This window comes from Fulvimarina manganoxydans, from assembly GCF_900176465.1.
Classification (GTDB): Bacteria; Pseudomonadota; Alphaproteobacteria; order Rhizobiales; family Rhizobiaceae; genus Fulvimarina; species Fulvimarina manganoxydans.
On the sequence record NZ_FWXR01000001.1, the window covers coordinates 129,017 to 147,140 of the forward strand.

10 protein-coding genes are annotated in these 18,124 nt (G+C 65.7%); 8 read left to right on the forward strand and 2 right to left on the reverse strand.

Annotation, left to right across the window (positions count from 1 at the left end; all coding sequences use genetic code 11):
• Window positions 1-59: 59 nt before the first annotated feature.
• Window positions 60-9,137 carry an apolipoprotein A-IV repeat region-like domain-containing protein gene (locus B9A15_RS00670; RefSeq protein WP_170923122.1) on the reverse strand — a complete coding sequence of 3,026 codons (9,078 nt, stop codon included), beginning with the start codon at window positions 9,135-9,137 and terminating at the stop codon, window positions 60-62.
• Between the two features lie 528 nt (window positions 9,138-9,665).
• On the opposite strand from B9A15_RS00670, the gene B9A15_RS00675 reads away from it, so the two are divergent.
• Together B9A15_RS00675 and B9A15_RS00680 are read left to right on the forward strand one after the other, a co-directional pair.
• Window positions 9,666-10,073, forward strand: coding sequence for an Hpt domain-containing protein (locus B9A15_RS00675; protein ID WP_170923123.1), 408 nt, complete (start codon window positions 9,666-9,668; stop codon window positions 10,071-10,073).
• Between the two features lie 232 nt (window positions 10,074-10,305).
• The gene (locus B9A15_RS00680; RefSeq protein ID WP_084407946.1) at window positions 10,306-10,626 is read left to right on the forward strand and encodes a 2Fe-2S iron-sulfur cluster-binding protein; all 321 of its coding nucleotides are present in this window, start codon (window positions 10,306-10,308) and stop codon (window positions 10,624-10,626) included.
• Window positions 10,627-10,694: 68 nt separating this feature from the next.
• On the opposite strand, the gene B9A15_RS00685 is transcribed toward B9A15_RS00680, so the two are convergent.
• Window positions 10,695-11,369 carry an HAD family hydrolase gene (locus B9A15_RS00685; protein WP_084407947.1) on the reverse strand — a complete coding sequence of 225 codons (675 nt, stop codon included), beginning with the start codon at window positions 11,367-11,369 and terminating at the stop codon, window positions 10,695-10,697.
• 181 nt (window positions 11,370-11,550) lie between these two features.
• Here B9A15_RS00685 and rpiA point away from each other — a divergent pair, with 181 nt between their 5' ends.
• The 6 genes from rpiA (at window position 11,551) to dusA (ending at window position 18,123) form a co-directional block, all read left to right on the forward strand.
• A complete protein-coding gene (rpiA, locus tag B9A15_RS00690; RefSeq protein ID WP_084407949.1) occupies window positions 11,551-12,246 on the forward strand; it encodes a ribose-5-phosphate isomerase RpiA in 696 nt (231 codons plus the stop codon).
• Window positions 12,247-12,408: 162 nt separating this feature from the next.
• Window positions 12,409-13,017 (forward strand): DUF2059 domain-containing protein, encoded by a 609-nt coding sequence (locus tag B9A15_RS00695; protein ID WP_244556746.1) that lies wholly within the window; start codon window positions 12,409-12,411, stop codon window positions 13,015-13,017.
• A 219-nt stretch (window positions 13,018-13,236) separates the two neighbouring features.
• A complete protein-coding gene (gene gor / locus B9A15_RS00700) occupies window positions 13,237-14,631 on the forward strand; it encodes a glutathione-disulfide reductase (RefSeq protein ID WP_084407953.1) in 1,395 nt (464 codons plus the stop codon).
• A gap of 70 nt (window positions 14,632-14,701) precedes the next feature.
• The gene (locus B9A15_RS00705) at window positions 14,702-15,340 is read left to right on the forward strand and encodes a gamma-glutamylcyclotransferase family protein (RefSeq protein WP_084407955.1); all 639 of its coding nucleotides are present in this window, start codon (window positions 14,702-14,704) and stop codon (window positions 15,338-15,340) included.
• 167 nt (window positions 15,341-15,507) lie between these two features.
• Window positions 15,508-16,887, forward strand: coding sequence for a class II 3-deoxy-7-phosphoheptulonate synthase (locus B9A15_RS00710; RefSeq protein WP_084408397.1), 1,380 nt, complete (start codon window positions 15,508-15,510; stop codon window positions 16,885-16,887).
• 189 nt (window positions 16,888-17,076) lie between these two features.
• A complete protein-coding gene (dusA, locus tag B9A15_RS00715; protein WP_084407957.1) occupies window positions 17,077-18,123 on the forward strand; it encodes a tRNA dihydrouridine(20/20a) synthase DusA in 1,047 nt (348 codons plus the stop codon).
• The last annotated feature ends 1 nt before the right edge of the window (window position 18,124 follow it).

The window sequence follows — 18,124 nt, forward strand, 5'->3', positions numbered from 1 at the left end:
GCTCGGGCAGCCGAAGGGCCCAGGAGACCGATGGTTTCCTGGGCCCGTCCGTTTAAGCATCAACCGTCCAGGCGACCCGAAGCATGGGCAAGCATCGTATAGACCTTGCCCCGTTCCGACAGCAGATAGTTGCGCGTCAGATCCACATTGGGGTCGCGGCGAGCCGTCTCGGCCATCAGGCTCTCGAAATCCGCCACATAGCGATCGACGACCGACTTGAACTCCGGATCGCGCTGATAACGACGACGGACAGTGTCGAAGGTCTGTTGGCCCTGAAGGGTGTAGAGGCGACGGGTGAAGACGTTGCGCTCGCCGCGGCGATAGCGCTGCCAGAGATCGGTGGCCGACGCGGTATCGACGGCGCGAGCCATCTCGACGCTCAGCGAACCGAGCTGTTCCCGGGCGGCCGAGCTGGCTTGGCCTTGGGACCCAGGTGGGCTTGTTTCGGCCGGCGATGCGGCGTTGCGAGCGGCTTCCTCTTCCTCCTGCGAAGCGCGGCGTAAGAGATCGGATACCCAACCGCGTCCCTGAGGCTCGGGCGGGCGATCCGCGGTCTCTTCCGGCGATGTCTGCATCACCGGCCGTTGCGGCGCGCCTTGCGGCTCGCGCAACGGTGCGGCTGGCTGCGCGGCGGGGGCTCGCGTTCCATAGGTCGACGCGGTGCCCGAAGAGCGCGGCGCCGGCGGCGGACCCTGAAGCGGGCGAGACGAGGTGGCGCCGCCTCCGTAAGCTGACGAACCCCGATCGGCCGTCGGCTGCTGGGGCCGCGGCGCCTCCCTGCTAGGTGTCGGCTGCTGGGGCCGGCTCATCGAGGTGTCGCTGCCACGCAGATCCCGGGCAAGATTCCCATCGGTCAGGAAGGAGGCCGCGAGCTGCTCCTCGAAATCGCCTTCGTCGAACTCGCCCTGCGAAGCGACACCCCGATCCGCCGCCGGCCGTTCATCCACAGGCGGCTCGTTTCGCGACGGGGTCCGAGCGGGAGCAGGGCTTTCCATACGCGGTTCCGCCTCACGGCGCGGGGGCTGGCTCGGCCGCTGCGATTGCGGTTGGGCCGGGCGCGAGGCGGCCGGAGCGGACGATGCGCGCGACGGCGCGGGGGCGACGTCGATCGCACTGCCGGTCCGCTGAACGATCTCCGAAAGATCCCGCAGGGCGCGGATCTGATCGGACACGGCGCGGCGCATGGCCTCCGTGCTTTCGCGGGTCTCCTCGGGCAGCTGGAAGACGCCTGAACGAATCTCGGCGCGCGCCGAAGACAGCTCCTCTCGAATGACCTGCGCCGTGCGGCGGACCTCGTCGGTGGCGCCTTCGAAGCGGTTCGCTGCATCCTGGATCGCCGCTTCCACGGCCGAGCGGATATCGGCGGCCGTTGCGCGCGAACGCTCCTCGGTTTCGGCAAGCCGGCGATCGGTTTCGTCGAGCATGCCGCCGACCTCTGAGGAGAGGCGGGCCGCAAGGCTGCGTGAGCGCTCTTCCGTCTTGTCGAAGAGCCCGCCCATGAGGCCCTCGAAGGAGCGCAGCATGCCGCCGATCTCCTCGGACCGGGCGACGAGCCCGCTCGACAGCTCTTCCAGACCGGTGCGGCCGTTGTCCAACGTCTCCCGCAGCCGGCCTTCGCTCGTCTCGATGAGGCGAACCGCCTCGCCGAGGGCCGAGCCATGTTCGGCAAAGCGATCGACGACGGAGGCGACCTTCGAGAAGGCGCCAAGCGAGAGCTGGTCCAGCCGTTCCAGATTGTTCTCCAGCATGCGCGAGGAGAGGGCGATCTGGTTGGAGGCCTGCTCGGCGGCCTGGGTAAAGCGATCGCCTGAAGACTGCAGCGAGGCATCGATCGCCGACAGATTGCCTGCGGCATCGTCGACGAGGCGGCGCACCTGACCGGAGGTCTGGGCAAGGCGGCCGATCAGATCGTTGATCTCGCCGGTCAGCCGGTCGCGCAGATCGGAGACGTCGGCGACGGTTCCGGTCGCACGCTGGTCGAAGGCCGAGAGCACGTCCTCGGCGGCGCGGGTGAGCGCCTCGACGGTCTCTTCGGTGCGTCGGCCGAGCGTTGCGACGATGGCGGTGTTCTCGGTGCGCAGGCGCTCCGACGCATCGCGGCCTGCCGTCTCGATGGCGGAGGCAAACAGACTGCCATCCTGGCCGATGCGATCCAGAAGCGGACGCGCATTGCTGTCGAGATATTCGACGAGCTGGCCGATTTCGGCGCTGCGTGTGCTGAGGAGCTCGGCAAAGCCCTGCATGCGCTGGTCGAGATCGCTTCCGAGCATGCGCGTGCGATCGGCAAATCCGCGTTCGCTTTCGCCCAGACGCTGGGTGAGTTCGGTATCGAGAATATGGCGGATTTCGCCGGAGCTGGCCGAGAGCGCGGCCGACAGGTCGCGCGTGCGATTCTCCAATTCCTGGCTGAGAAGACGCCCGCGAGCGGCAAGCTGGCGTTCGGTCTCGCCAAGGCGGTTGGAAAGCTCTTCGCCCAGCGTGCCGGCGGCCTCGAAGAGCTGGGCACGAGCCCGCTCGGTTTCGCTGCGGATCGTGTCCGAAATGCCGGAGAATTGGCCGGACAGCTCGGCGCTTCGCGCCAGTAGCTCCTCGCGCGCTTGATCCGCATCCTGAACGAAGGACTGGGACAGGCCGACAATGTCGCCGCGCAGCTGGCCCGCCACCGTCGTTGCTTCCAGGCGAAGCGAATCGGAGGCATTGGCGATCTCGGCCCGAACACGCTCGGCTGCCTCGCGCAACTCGCCCGCCACGGCATTGTTCGCGATCATCTCGCCGAGCTGGGCCGAGACGACGCTCAGTTCCTCCGAGAAGCGCTGCGCCCGGTCTTCGAGCGTCTTGGCCGCAGCCTCCGTCTCGTCACGCAGGCGATAGGACGCACCGGACAGACGCCGGGACAGTTGATCCGTCTCCTCGCGAAGCGCGAGCTGGCTCGTCTCGGCGCGCTCGCGCATGCGGGTGGCCGCGGCCTCGATCTCGGCGGCGATCGCTTCGGCCTGTTCGCGCATCGCATCGCGGCCCGACAGGCCACTCTCGGCGATCCGCGTTTCGGCGGCCCGCATCATCTCCTCGAAACGCTGGGCGTTCGTCTCGAATTCCGAGGCGACGGCCAGCGAGACGTTGGAAAGGGTATCGGCGAGCGCCATGCGCTGGCCGGCCAAGCCCTCGCGCACGGTCTCGACCTCGCGGTGCATGTCGCCGGCCAGATTGGCGACGGTGCGCGCGAGCTCCTGCGCCTCGTTCGAGAAGCGGCTGCGCGACTGCTCCGAGAGCTGGCGCAGAACCTCGGTCGCGCCCTTGATGTTCTCGGCGATGCGGTCGCCTTCGCCGACCAGCGAAGTTCCGGCTTCGCCGGCTCGCGCCGAAAGGTCTTCGGCCAATCCGCGCAGACGATCCGACAGACGGTTTGCCTCTTCCTCGATCTGGCGGCGTGCGGCCTCGCCGGAGGCGGCGAAAAGGGTTTCGATCCCTTCGAGATCGGCACCGAGCCGGCTGGTCTGGTTCTCCCAGCCCTCGCGGATCTCGCCGACTCGCTCGGTCATGGTCTGCATCGCCTCGGCGATCGTCTCGCGGATCGTATCGGCGATCGTGCGGGCGCGGGCATTGAGCGTGCGCTCGACATTTTCGAGGCCGCGTTCGAGAGCGGTTGAAATCGCCACGGCCCGATCGTCCAGCGACCGGGCGAGGGCGGTCGAGCCCTCGTTGAGGGCGCTGACGATGTCGCCGCGTCGCTCTTCCAGGGCTGCCGAGACATTCGCGACGCTTTCGTCGATCGCACGGCGGACCTCGTCGCCGCGATCGCCGAGCGTGGCGGCGGCGGCGCGCGAGGCGTCTTCCAGAACGGCTGCCAGATTGTCGCGCCGATCGTCGAGAAGACGGGCGAGTTTCAGATCGGCTTCGATCAGCGCTTCGGATATGGCGCCGACACGCTCCTCGATCGTATGGGCGATCGCCGTGCGCCCGCCCGACAATTCCTCGGAGATCGCTTGGCGACGTTCGTCGAGACCGCCGAGAAGGGTCCCCTCGGACGCTGCGACGAGGGCCGCGAGCGAGCCGAGCCGATCATCGAGCCCATCGACCAGGATCGCACGCGCCTCATCGAGAACTGAGCGCAGCGATTGCGCCTTGCCCTCGAAGCCCTGCTCGATGACGGCGATGCGGCCGGCCACCTGTTCGGCAAGGCTGCGGGCCCGCTGGTCAAGGTCCTCCATGAGGTTGGTTTCGCTCGTCTGCGCAATCTCGCGCAGCTGGCGTGTCCGCTCGTCGAGCCCGCTGACGACCGTTGAAAGCGCGCCTTCGATCGCCTGGATCTGGCGCTCGGCGCTCTCGCCGATCTGGTCGGAGAAGGCGCCGCGACGCTCGTCGATCTCGGAGCGGAACCGATTGGTCTGCTCGTCGAGCCCCGACGTGATCGCCGCTCGCGTCTCCTGCAGCACATTGCCGAGTGCCGAAACGCGCTCGGAGATATCGGCAGCGATCGCGGCCGCGGTTTCATCGAAGCCGCCGCTCAAGGTCGAAATCCGTTCGTCGAGCGCGGAAATCATGCGCTCGCGCACCTCTTCCGTGATCGAGGCGAGGATCTGCGTCCGCTCTTCCAGAGCTGACTGCATCGCGTCCGTGCGGCCTTCCAGGCCTGAGAGGAAGTCGCCGCGCGCGGTTTCAAACGAGCGCTCGCTCGCCGAGAGTCGGTCGGAGAGCTGCGAATCGAAGCTGCCCGCCTGTTCGGAAAAGCGCGACAGGAAGCGGCCCGATTCCTCCTCGAGCCCGGACAGGAAGCGAATGCCTTCGCTCTGAATCGACTGGTTGAGGCGGCTCGTGCGGTCGGCGAACAGCATAGCGATCGCTTCGATCCGCTGGTCGAGACCGTCGGCAAGGCCCTCGCGGCTCTTTTCGACAAGGGTCTCGATCGCACGGCCCCGCTCTTCCAGAAGCGCTGCCAGCTGGTCCTGCTTGTCGTCGAGGCCGCGCGCCATGATGCCATCGGCCGCGCCAAGAAGCGTCTCGATCCGTTTGACGGTCTCTTCGAGCGTCGCGTTCATCTGGCCGGTTTGGGATTCGAGGCCCGACAGAAGCGTCTGGGAGGACAAGGCAAGGCTCGCCTCGATATCCTCGCTGCGCTCCGTGAGGAGCTTCTCGATCGCGCCCGAGCGGCCCTCCAGAACCGAGCGAACCGCGTCGGTGCCGCGCTCCATGGAGGCGTCGATCTCCGACTGGCGTTCAGCCAGAAGTTCCTCGAGCCGGGCTGCGGCGGTGACCAGCGCCGAGGCGATGAGCTGGGTGCGTTCGCGCAAGGCGTCGATCCGGGAGCCGGTCTCCGAATCGAGACGCTGCAGGCCGGCATCGATCGAAGTCGCCAATTCGTCGCGGCGCTGTTCGAGGACGCCGGAGATCGCGCCGAGCCTTTCGTCGAGAAGGCTGCGGATCTCGGAGGCGCGGGCCTCGAAACTCGCCTGGCGGTCGTCGAAGGTGCCGGCGATCTGGCCTGAGCGGGCGTCGAGAAGCGTCGCGAGATCGGTCAGGCGCTCGTCGAGCAGGCCGCGCATGGCCTCGGCCCGTTCCTCGAAACCGGAGCGACCGCGCTCGAAGCTTTCGTCGATGGCGCCGGTGCGCTCGGCGAGCGTGCCGGACAGGGAGGCAAGCCGCTCGTCGAGAAGCCCGCGCAGCTGATCGGCGATCGAATCGAAGGCCGTGCGGCGTTCGTCGATCGTCGCCGCCAAAGCGGCTTCGCGATTGGAAAAGGTCTGGTCGATCCGCGACTGACCTTCGCCCAAAAGCTGGGCGAGGCCGTCGAGCCTTGCATCGATCAGCGAACCGAGCTCGTCGGCCTTTCGGTCGAAACCGGACTGGCGTTCGTCGAAGGCGTTCGCGATCTGGCCGAAGCCGGCATCGAAGACCGACGCGATATCGGTCAGGCGGCGGTCGAGTTCACTCCGGAGGCCTTCGCCTCGGCTCTCGAAGCCGCGCTCATGGGTCTCGAAGGTTTCCTCGATGCGCGATTGGCCGGCATCGAGCACCCTGGCGAGCCCATGGAGGCGCTCCTCGAGGCGCTGACGGAAGCCCTCGGACTGGGTCTCGAAGCGGGACTGGCGATCGTCGAACAGGCCGGCGATCTGACCCGAGCGTGCGTCGAGAAGCGAGGAAATTTGGCCGAGCCGCTCGTCGAGCTCGCCGGCAATCGTCTGAACACGCTCTTCCAACAGGGTTTGGCGGTCGTCGAAGGTGCCAGCGAGGCGTCCCTGACGGTCTGAAAGGAGGGCGTTCAAGCTCTCCAGCCGCTGATCAAGAAGCACGCGCATCTCGCCTGCCTGGCGATCGAAGACCTCCTGGCGCTCCTCGAAGCTCGCGCGGATGGCGGCAACCGCGTCGTCGGCACGGGCCGCGATCAGCCCTTGGCCGCTCTCGAAGGCAGCGACGATCTGGCCCTCATGCTGGTTCAGCATGGTGCCAAAGCCCGACAGGCGCTCGTCGAGAAGGGCGCGGAGCTGGCTGGAGCGCTGGTCGAGAAGGGCATCGGCCGCGCCGACGGCCTCGCCGGTGCGGGCAGCGAGAACCTGATGGCCTGCCTCGAAGGCGGCGACGATCTCCTGGGCCCGTTCGGCCAGAGCGCGGGCGAATTCGCGCGAGCGCATTTCGAGCGATTCGGAGATGCGGCGCGTCGCCTCCTCGATGATGCGGCTGCGCGCGTCGAGGGCTTCGACCAGATTGCCGCCGCGTTCGCCCAGCGCCTTGTCGATGGCTTCGAGGCGCCGGTCGAGATCGCCCAGCGTTCGGGTGTTGGTGTCGGAGAGGAGGGCGGCCGCGCGCTGGGTGCGCTCGTCGAGGCTTTCCTCGATGGTGGTGAGGAAGCGCTGGGAATGGGCATCGAGTTCGCCCCGGCGCGTGTCGATGCTCTCGGTCAGGCGAGTGAGGTAGACCTCGTCGCGCTCGCCGATCTCGACAAGACGCTCGGCAAAGGCGCCGTCGAGCTGGGCGAGGAACTTCTGGGCTTCGCCGGCAAGGCCCTGGAGCCGCTGATCGAAAACCGATGCGAGTCCGGTGAGGAACTGGCCCGTCTCGGCCGAAAGCTGAGCACCGCGTGCCTCGAAAAGGCCGGACATGGACTCGCCCGTCGCCAGCATCCGCCGATCGAAGGCGTCGGTCTGGGCTTCCAGGCGCGACAGGATCGTTTCGGAGCGCTGATCGAGCCCGTCCGAATGGGTCGTCAGGCGATCGTCGATCTGGGTGATGAAGCGATGGGTCTTGCCGTCGAGCTCCTCGCTGCGATGGTCGATGACGCGGTCGAGATCGCCGAGGAAGCCCCCGCTCTTTTCGGCGAGCTGGCGAAGACGGTCCTCGAAGGCCGCTTCGAGCCCGGCGAGGAAGGTCTGGGTCTCGACGCTCATCGAGACCGAGCGCTCGTCCAGCGCCTCGGTGAGATCGGTCAAGAATTGCTGACTTTCGCCGGTCACCTTCGCCGACCGGTTGGCGAGCAGTCCGCTCATCGCTTCGCCGGAGGCGATCAATCGCTGCTCCATCTCGGCGCCGATGGCGCTGAGGCGGGCTGCGAGCTCGTTCGAACTCGCATCGAGCGAGGCCGCGCGCTCTTCGAGAAGCGCGGTGATGCGATCGCCGGAAACGGTGATCCGCTCCTCGACATCGGTGCCGATGCGCGAGAGGCGCTCCATCAGCCGGTCGGAGCGCTCCGACATGGAGGCGAGCCGCTGGTCGAGTTCGCCAGCGACCTGTTCGCTGGTCAGCGCCAGCTGGGCCGTCGCCTCCTCGCCGCTGCGGGTGATCCGCTCGATCAAGGCCTCGCTATTGGCGGCTAGGCGGCCGCCGATCTCGCTCGAGCGCTCGTCGAACAAGGCGGCCATCTGGTCGCTGCGTTCGGAAAAGTCTTCCGCGAGCGCCTTGGAACGGTTGTCGAAGAGCGCGGTAAAGCGCTGGGAGGCTTCCTCGATCCGTTGCAGGATCTGTTCGGAGGCCTGATCCACATCGGTCACGAGGCGTTCGTGAGAGCCGACCACGGAGGAGCGCAGCCGCTCGGCATGGGTTAGCATCGCCTCGCGCTCGGTACCCAGATCCTGGACGAGGCTGCGGATCTTCGCCTCGTTGTCGGCATAGGCCCGCTCGAGGGCGGAGACTTCCGTGTGAACGACGCTTTCGAGTTCGGCCGTGCGGGACAAGGCGCGTTCGACGCTGTCGCCGAGCGAGGCCACTTCGCGACGCACCGCCTGGCCGACGCCTGCGATCCGCTCGGTCGCGACCGTTTCCGGCTCGATCAGCTTGAGCGCAACTTCGGCCAGAGACCGGCTCATCAGACGCAGATCGGCCGAACGGCGGATCATCAGCGCGAAGGCAAAGAAGAGAAGGACCGGAATGAAGGCGCCGGCCACCACGAGGGCGAGATCGATCTGGCGGGTCGGGTCCATCGCCGCCTCGGCGACCGGGAACAGCGAATCGCCGTAAAGCTCGAAGGCGATAAAGCCGGCGAGCCCGACCCAGACGAGGGAGACGGCGAGCGCGATCCAAATCGGCATGCGCGAGGCGCGTCGCGACAGAATGGCATCGGCCATGACGGCCGTGCGGCGTTCCTCGTCATTGGCGGGTCGCTGGCTATAGGCACGGGGCGGGGCGCGCTCGCCCGCATCGCCGGAACGCGGGGTTTCGCCGCGCGCGCCGGCGGGGCGGGCGTCCGGCTTTACGGCATCGGATTGATCGTTGGTCGCAGGAGGGGTGCCGGTGGCGCTTGCGGAAGAATTCTGAGCCGCCCGCCCCATTGCCGGATCGGAGACAGCCTTCGCCGAAGGCGTCTCGCTGCTGGACGTCGAGGAGCGTTTGGAGACGAAATCGCCAGCGGTCGCCGCACGGCTGCCGCTGCTGGCCGGGGCCGGCACATCCGCTTTTTCATCGTCGTCCGCGCGGAATTCGTCTGCGGTCTCGCTGAGCTGGCGCTCGAAATCCTCGAAGGAGAAGTCAACATCCGTCGAGGCGGGATGGCTGGTTTCGTCGAAGGATGCGTCTGCATCCTGGCTGGTTTTCGAAGGCTCGTCCCAATCGGTCTGGCGATCCGAACGCGAAGTCAGGTCGGCTTCGAGCGCGGCTTCCAGCTCGTTCACCGCCTCGTCGCTGAGTTCGTCGTAGGCTTTGGTCTTCGACATCGCCCTTGCGCCTTCATACTCGTTACTCGCGCTCCGGCTCATGAACCTTCCGGCCGGTCGATCCGGCATCGATTCATGGCTTTCGCTGCCTCGGGCGGAAGAGGGATGCTTCGCCGGCCGAAACTCACCCCTACTCTAACCCTTTGATTCGTCGCAATCTCTCTTCACGAGATACCGCGCGCCTTCAGCGGTTTTCCACTTTTAGACGTCACGCATGCCGGCCCGATTAAAGACCAGATACGCCCAGTTTTATCGTAGTAAGCTCTATAGCCGAAAGAAACCGTAAATCGCCGCAATCGGTACAAGTTTAAATATACGGTTAACGGCATGACAGGAATTTACACGAAAGATCCCCGCGAGGGGGCGAGTTCGAATAGCGCCGGACCCGACAGCGTCCTTCCCTGTGTGCGCGCCGGAGCCTTAACGCTTCGCAAAGCCTGTCATCGGAAAATCTCGCTTCAACGGCCCCGAAAGTCCTGGGCTCGATCGTTGTCTTGTCAGCGGAATGGGCGAGCGGAGGAGCGAGGCGTGGCGAAGGCAAGCAAGAAAGCGGTGGTCGAGGCATCGGGCCGATCGGTCGCAGACCGTCCTCATCCGATGGAGCTGCTTTCGATCGATGCTTCGTCTAGCCCGATCGATCTTGCGCATCTGAGAGAACAGACCTGCGGCGATGCCGGGCTCGCGCGGGAAGTCATCGTCATGCTGGCCGACCAGATCGCAATGGCTGAGAGGCAGCTCCCCTCGCTCTCCCCGGAGGGGAGGGTCCGTCTGGCCCATGGGCTCAAGGGCGCAGCACGCAATATCGGCGCGTTTCGGCTTGCCGCCGCCGCCGATTGGATGGAGGCTCGCCCCTTCGAGGCGGATGCCCTGGCAGCCTTCGTCGGCGAGATGGACCTGGCCCGCCAGATGGCCGTCGAGCTTTCCAGATCGTCCTGACATTCGCAGGGTCGACGTTCTTCAGGCGCGCCGGCATGTTGACAGATGCGGCGGGCCCGAAGATAGCTTCCGCTCGAATGAAGTGCGGGCGCACCCAAAGCCTTCCCTGCCCACAAGGGTTGAGCACGCCGGGTCGTGCCTGGCGGCGTTACAGGCCGGCAAAGTTCAAACGGTCGAGCTATTCTGGAAAGCCGTTTCGCCGATCACTCAAGACAGGGACACTCCGATCGCAATGCCGAAGCTGATCTTCGTCACACCCGAGGGCGAGCGCATGGAAGTCGATGCCCAGAAGGGCACGACCGTGATGGAAAACGCCGTCCGCAACGACGTGCCGGGCATCGAGGCCGAATGCGGCGGCGCCTGTGCCTGCGCGACCTGCCATGTCTATGTGGACGAGGCCTGGCGCGAGACGGTGGGCGAGCCCGAGGCGATGGAAGAGGATATGCTGGACTTCGCCTATGAGCCCCAGCCGAATTCCCGCCTGTCCTGCCAGATCACGGTCACCGACGCGCTGGACGGCCTTGTCGTTACGGTACCCGAGAAGCAAGCCTGACAGATTGAGGTCGCGCAGCAGCTCCGGATGGTTGCAATCGTCTTTTCTAGGCGATTAAGCGCTCTTTCCTATCGATCCTTGAAGAGCTCCATCGCGAGATCAATCGTCAGCTCGTCGTAATGACCGATGACGCAGCTTGCGCCCGCCCGGGCCGCCTCGTCTGGCGCATAGCCGAAATCGACGAGGATCGAGGGGATCGAAAGGGCGCGGGCCGCAGCGACGTCGGTGAGCGTATCGCCGATCATGATGGTCTTTTCGGCGGAACCGCCGGCTCGCTCGATCGTGCCGCCAAGATGCCGTGGGTCCGGCTTCATGGCGGGGAAGGTATCGGCCCCGCAAATCGCCGCGAAACGCGGCACAAGCTTAAGTTCCTCCAAGAGCTTGCGCGCCAGACGTTCGGTCTTGTTCGTACAGACGGCAAGGCGCCATCCGGCCCCCTCCAGACGATCCATCGCCGCGACAACCCCCGGAAAGGGCCGCGAGACGTCGGCGATATGCGCCTCGTAAAACGAGAGGAAAACCGGCAGATGGGCTTCGACGCCCTCCGCGTCGATCGGCCGGCTGAAATGATGATAGGCGGCGCGCAGCATGGCTCTTGCGCCATGGCCGGCATGGGGGCGCACCAGATCGAGCGGCATCGGCGGCAGGCCGTCTTGCGCGAGGCAATGATCGAGGCTCGCCGACAGGTCTGGCGCGGTATCAACGAGGGTCCCGTCGAGATCGAAGACGGCGAGTGGAGGCATGGGAAAGACCGGCGTTCTGGGGTGAGATGAACGGAATAGCGGTTCCTTACCGCGCGGCGCCCGGCACTTCAAACAAGGGGCGATGCGGTCGACAACGGCCCTTCGAGCCGGTAGAGCCGTGACGCGTCCGATCGAACGGACGGCACCGGATATGCGCCTTTTAAGGCCAGGGAGGTTCTCGATGGCGGACGCTGCGGCACTCAAGCGTCAGGCGGCCGAAGCGGCCTTTGCCGATCTCGAAGAGGGGATCAATCTCGGGATCGGGACGGGATCGACGGCCGAGGCCTTCATCCGCGTTCTCGGCGAGCATGTGCGCGCCGGCTTTAAGGTGGCCGGGGTCGCCACCTCGCAGCGCACCGATCGTCTCTGCCGCGAGCTCGGCATTCCCATGCGCACCCTCGACGAACTGCCCATTCTCGACGTCACCGTCGATGGTGCCGACGAGGTTGATGGAAAGCTGCGTCTGATCAAGGGCGGCGGCGGCGCGCTTCTGCGCGAGAAGATCGTCGCCCATGCCTCGGCGAAAATGATCGTCATTGCCGACGAGACGAAGCGGGTGGAGACGCTGGGCGCCTTTCCCCTGCCTATCGAGGTCAACGGGTTCGGCCTGACCGCGACGTTTCTTTCCATCCGGCGCATCGCCGAGACCATGGGCCTGTCTGGCGAAATCATCTTGCGGAAGGTCGGAGACGACCCCTTCATCACCGACAGCGGGCACCTGATCCTCGATGCATCTTTTGGCCGCATTCCGGACCCAGAAGCCATGAGCGCCGCGTTGCACGCCGTACCGGGCATCGTCGAGCACGGCCTGTTCATCGGGATGTGTTCCGAGGCCGTTTTGGCCGGTCCGAACGGCGTGGAGCGGCTGAAGTCCTGACGCGGATCGTGGCGACCGCCCCTTTGGAGAGGGTGGGCGCCGACCCGCCTCAGGTCTCGTAAGGGCGGTTTGGACAATTTTCGCCATGCTTGATACCTCATGGCCCAGCCGGAAACGGCCCGGCATCGGTGTGCCGGGCAAAGACTTCACGGAGATCGAACCTTGTCGATTGTCTCATATTTCCGGGCGGCTCCCGCCCTTGTCGCGACTCTGTCCCTGACGCTGGCGGCACCCGCCTTCGCACAGGATCAGGCGCAGCCGGCCAAGGCCGCCGCGCCGACCGAGGCGCAGCCCGAGATTTCCGAGAGCCATCTCGAAGCGGCCCGCGCGGCGGTCGATGCCATCGGTGCAACCGACGAATTCGACAATATCCTTCTCAACATCGCGACCCAGACCAAGGCCGAGTTCATTCCGAACAATCCGAACCGTCAGGCCGAGATTTCGGAAATGGTCGACGAAAAGGCGCTGGAACTCGCCTCGCGCCGGGCCGATCTCGAGGCCGAGGTCGCGCGGGTCTATGCCCGCGTCTTCTCCGAGGACGAATTGCGTCAGATCGCCGCCTTCTACGGCTCCGAGGCCGGCAAGAAGCTGATCGAAAAGGGACCGGAGGCAACGCGCGAATCCATCGCCGCGGCGCGGGTCTGGTCGAACGGCATCATGCGCGATCTGCGTCAGGCCTCGATCGAAGGCATGAACGAGCTCTTCGGCGAGGCCGACGATGCCGGCACTCCCGGCACGGCCGAGGGTGAGGCCGCAACGGCCAACCAGTAAAGCTTCTATCTGTTTGCGCCCTTTGCGGTCCGGCCGATGCGGTCTGGCGAGGCAGAGGCGCAAACGCCCCATCGGACCGGCGGCCGGATGCGAGAGCATCGTCGGCCGCCTTTTTTCATTCAAGCCATCGTCAGGAGCGCGAGACACGCTTCGTCTGGTGCCTGGCGCCTGACGCGTTATAAGGCCGTCAAAGACATCCACACGAGAAGGACGCCTCGGATGGCAAGCTACGACTACGACCTCTTCGTGATCGGCGGCGGATCGGGGGGCGTTCGCGCGGCTCGTCGCGCGTCCATGCTCGGCAAGCGCGTCGCGATCGCGGAAGAATACCGCTATGGTGGAACCTGCGTCATTCGCGGCTGTGTGCCGAAGAAGCTGATGGTCTATGCCTCGCAATTCTCGGAAGCCTTCGAGGACGCCGCCGGCTTCGGCTGGTCGGTCGGCCCGCGCGAGTTCCACTGGGACAAGCTGATCGCGGCCAAGGATCACGAGATCGACCGGCTGGAAAAGGTCTATCGCGCCAATATCGAAAAGGCCGGGGCCGAGATCCTGAACGATCGCGCGACCTTCGAGGGGCCGCACGAGATCCGGCTCGAGAACACCGGCAAGATCGTCACCGCCGAGACGATCCTGATCGCCACCGGCGGACGGCCGAACCAGCATGCGGCGCTTCCCGGCGCCGAACATTGCCTGACCTCCAACGAGGTGTTCCACCTCACGCGCCAGCCGCGCAAGCTGGTGATTCTCGGCGGCGGCTATATCGCGGTCGAATTCGCCAACATCTTTCTCGGCCTCGGCAGCGATGTGACGCTGGTCTATCGCGGCCAGGAAATCCTCCAGGGCTTCGACGACGATCTGCGCCATGAGCTGCATCAGGCCATGGCCAAGAAGGGCATGTCGGTGCGCTGCAAGGAGACGTTCAAAGAGGTGCGCCAGAAGGCCGACGGTCGCTTCGAGGTCCATCTCGACAGCGGCGAGGTGCTCGATGCCGACGAGGCGCTTCTTGCCATTGGGCGCCAGGCCAATACGGTCAATCTCGGCTGCGAGAAGGCCGGGGTCGAGCTCGATTCGCGCGGCGCCGTCGTCGTCGACGATTATTCCCGGTCGAATGTGCCGCATATCTTCGCCATTGGCGACGTCACGCACCGGGTGCAGCTGACGCCGGTCGCGATCCATGAGGCGATGTGCCTCGTCGAGACGGTCTTCAAGAACAATCCGACCAAGCCGGATTATGACACGATCCCGACGGCGGTGTTCTCCCAGCCCGAGATCGGCACGGTGGGCCTGACCGAGGCGAAGGCGGCTCAGACCTATGACGAGATCGCCGTCTATCTCGCCAAGTTCAAGCCGATGAAGAACACCCTGTCGGGCCGCGACGATCGGATGATGATGAAGATCATTGCCGAGACCGGCACCGACAAGGTCGTCGGCGTCCACATTCTAGGACCCGATGCCGGCGAGCTCTCCCAGGTTCTCGGCATCGCGGTGAAGGCGGGGCTGACCAAGGCACAGTTCGATGCGACGATGGCGGTCCACCCGACGGCGGCCGAAGAGCTCGTGACGATGTACGAGCCGAGCTACATCATCCGCGCCGGCGAGCGCATCGCCGCCTGAGGCGGGGCTCCGCCAATTCGCCTCGCCGAAGGGCTTGCGCCGAGGGGCCGGCTTTGTCATCTGCCGGCCCATGACCCTTATTCACGACGATCATCCCGACCTTGCCAAGCTTGCCGCCGAGGGGCGCGTCGTCGCCTATTTCGGCTATGGCTCCCTGGTGAATCCGCGCACGTTGCGCACGAAGTTTCTTGGCATTCGCCGGGCCGAGGCGCGCGGCTGGCGGCGTTTCTGGCTGCCGCGCGGCGAGGCGGCCGAGATGGCGCTGCTCTCGGTCCAGCCGGTGCCGGAAGCCTCGGTGCATGGGGTCGTCGTCTACGATCTCGCCGATCATCTGCCGGCGGTGGACGAGCGGGAGGCAGGCTATCACCGGAAGACCGTCGAGCCGGACAAGCTGACCATCGAGGCGGCGCCCGAGGCCGAGGTTCCCGTCCATATCTACGAGGCGAGCCGGGGCGCGAGCGATGCCCATGACCTCGGATCGATGATCCTTCAAAGCTATCTCGACGCGGTGATGCAGGGCTTTCGCTCGCTTTATGGCGATGATGGTCTCAGGCGCTTCGTGAGCGAGACGGAGGGGTTCGAGACGCGCATCGTCAAGGATCGTGCAGCGCCGCGCTATCCGCGCCCCGTAGCCCTCGGGCCGGGCGAGGCCGAGCTGTTTGATCGCCTCGCCGAGGCACGCGGTGCGCGTTTCGTCGAGGGCGACTGAAAGCCCTGCCTTTCGAAAGATGACAAGCGCGCTCGAACATGCTTAAAGGCGCGCCAACCTTGGCGGTCACCCAGTTCAACCCGAACCTGCCGCAAGGGTCTCAGAACGCGAACAACCGAAAAAAGGACAGCGACCGGCTGGTCGGGCCGGAGCGGGAGATTTGGATCATGGCCGAGACTTGGACACCGTCGAGCTGGCGCAATCTGCCGATCGAGCAGGTGCCGGACTATCCCGATCCGAACGCTGTTCGCGAGACCGAAGCGCGGCTGGCGAGCTTTCCGCCGCTCGTGTTTGCAGGTGAGGCCCGCAAGTTGACGCGTTCGCTCGGCGAGGTTGCGGAGGGCCGAGGCTTCCTGCTCCAGGGCGGCGACTGCGCCGAGAGCTTCGCAGAACATGGCGCGGACAATATCCGCGACTTCTTCCGCGCTTTCCTGCAGATGGCGATCGTCCTGACCTTCGCCGGCACCCAGCCGGTGGTCAAGGTCGGGCGCATTGCCGGCCAGTTCGCCAAGCCCCGCTCGTCGGGAAGCGAGACCAAGGACGGCAAGACGCTGCCCTCCTATCGCGGCGACATCATCAACGGCATCGAGTTCGACGAGCAGTCGCGCATCCCCAACCCCGATCGGCAGGTCGAGGCCTATCGCCAGTCGGCGGCGACGCTCAACCTTCTGCGCGCTTTCGCGCAAGGCGGCTATGCCAATCTCGACAATGTCCATCAGTGGATGCTCGGCTTCGTCTCTGGCTCGCCGGAGGCCCAGCGCTACCGCCAGCTCGCCGATCGCATCACCGAGACGATGGGCTTCATGCGGGCCATCGGCATCAGCGCGGAGAACCAGCCGGCCCTGCGCGAGACAGACTTCTTCACCAGCCACGAGGCGCTGCTTCTCGGCTATGAAGAGGCGCTGACCCGGCGCGACTCGACCTCTGGCGACTTCTACGCGACCTCCGGCCATATGATCTGGATCGGCGATCGCACGCGCCAGGAGGACCATGCCCATGTGGAATTCTGCCGTGGCATCAAGAACCCGATCGGCCTGAAATGCGGCCCCTCCATGGAGGCCGACGGCCTTCTGCGGCTCCTCGACAAGCTGAACCCGGAGAACAAGGCGGGCCGCCTGACGCTGATCACCCGTTTCGGGCACGAAAAGGTCGAGGCGCATCTGCCCAAGCTCGTCCGCGCCGTCGAGCGCGAGGGCCGCAAGGTCGTTTGGTCCTGCGATCCGATGCATGGCAACACGATCTCCCAGAACGGCTACAAGACGCGGCCTTTCGACCGCATTCTCTCGGAGGTCCAGGCCTTCTTCGACGTTCACCGGGCGGAGGGTTCCCATCCGGGCGGCATCCATATCGAGATGACCGGCAAGGACGTGACCGAATGCACGGGCGGCGCCCGTCCTGTTCTCGCCGAGAATCTGTCGGATCGCTACCACACCCATTGCGACCCGCGCCTCAACGCCAATCAGGCGCTGGAACTCGCCTTCCTGGTGGCCGAGCTTCTGAAGAAGGACGCCGAGGCCCATGGAGCGGCGAAGACGGCCGCCGCTTGAGGCTGCGGTTTTCCAACCCACTCTGACAGCGAGATTGAACTGGCGGCTCGTCTCGGGCCGCCTTTTCCGTTTTATAACACCAGTCTCCGGTTCTGACCGATGGCCGGTGGCATGAGCCCCTGTGGCGCTTGAACCTCAGCGACCCAATGCGTCTGCATGTGGGGTCGCTGGTCATTATGGTGAGCGACGATGAACGGCATCCGTTCGAAAGATTCTGTCCAAGCTCTTTCCGCTCATCAGCGGGCGTCACGTTTTGCCGTCGCTCCGATGATCGACTGGACGGATACTCATTGTCGCTTTTTTCACCGGCAGTTGAGCGCCCACGCGCTGCTCTACACCGAAATGGTGGTGGCGGATGCGATCATTCATGGGCCACGGGAGCGGCTCTTGAGCTTTAATGCGGCCGAGCATCCCGTCGCGCTCCAACTTGGCGGCTCGGACCCGGAAAAGCTGTCGCGAGCCGTTCGGATCGCGTCCGACTACGGCTATGACGAGTTCAATTTGAATGTCGGCTGTCCGTCGGACCGCGTGCAGTCCGGCACATTCGGCGCCTGTCTGATGCGCACGCCAGATCTCGTCGGCGAGTGTTTGGTGGCGATGCGCGAGGCGGCGGGCGAGACGCCGGTCACCGTCAAATGCCGCATCGGCGTCGACGATCAGGACCCGGAGACGGCCCTCGACGCGCTGGCCGATGCAGCCGTCGAGGCCGGGATCGGCACGATCTGGGTCCATGCCCGAAAAGCCTGGCTCCAGGGGCTCAGCCCGAAGGAAAATCGCGACATCCCGCCGCTCGACTACGCCCGCGTCGCGCGGCTCAAAGCGCGTTTGCCCGAGATTTTCGTCGGGCTGAATGGCGGGTTGAAGACCCTCGACGAGGCCGAGGCTGCAATGGGAGAGGGCGGGTTCGACGGCGTCATGCTCGGCCGTGCCGCCTATCAGACGCCGGATTGTCTGACCGAGGTCGACAGTCGATTCTACGGCGCCGAGAGGCCTGATTCCTTCGACTATGCTGCGCTGATCGAAACCATGATGGCCTATGCCTCGGGCCACATGGAAGCCGGCGGGCGCCTCAATCACGTGACGCGGCATATGGTCGGCCTCTTCTCCGGCCAGCCCGGGGCACGGCGCTGGCGTCAGATCCTGTCCGAAGGGGCAAGCCGCCGGGACGCGACGCCGGACCTCATCCGCGAAGCCTTCGAGGCGGTCGATCTTTCAGGCGATCGCGAAGCGGCCTGAC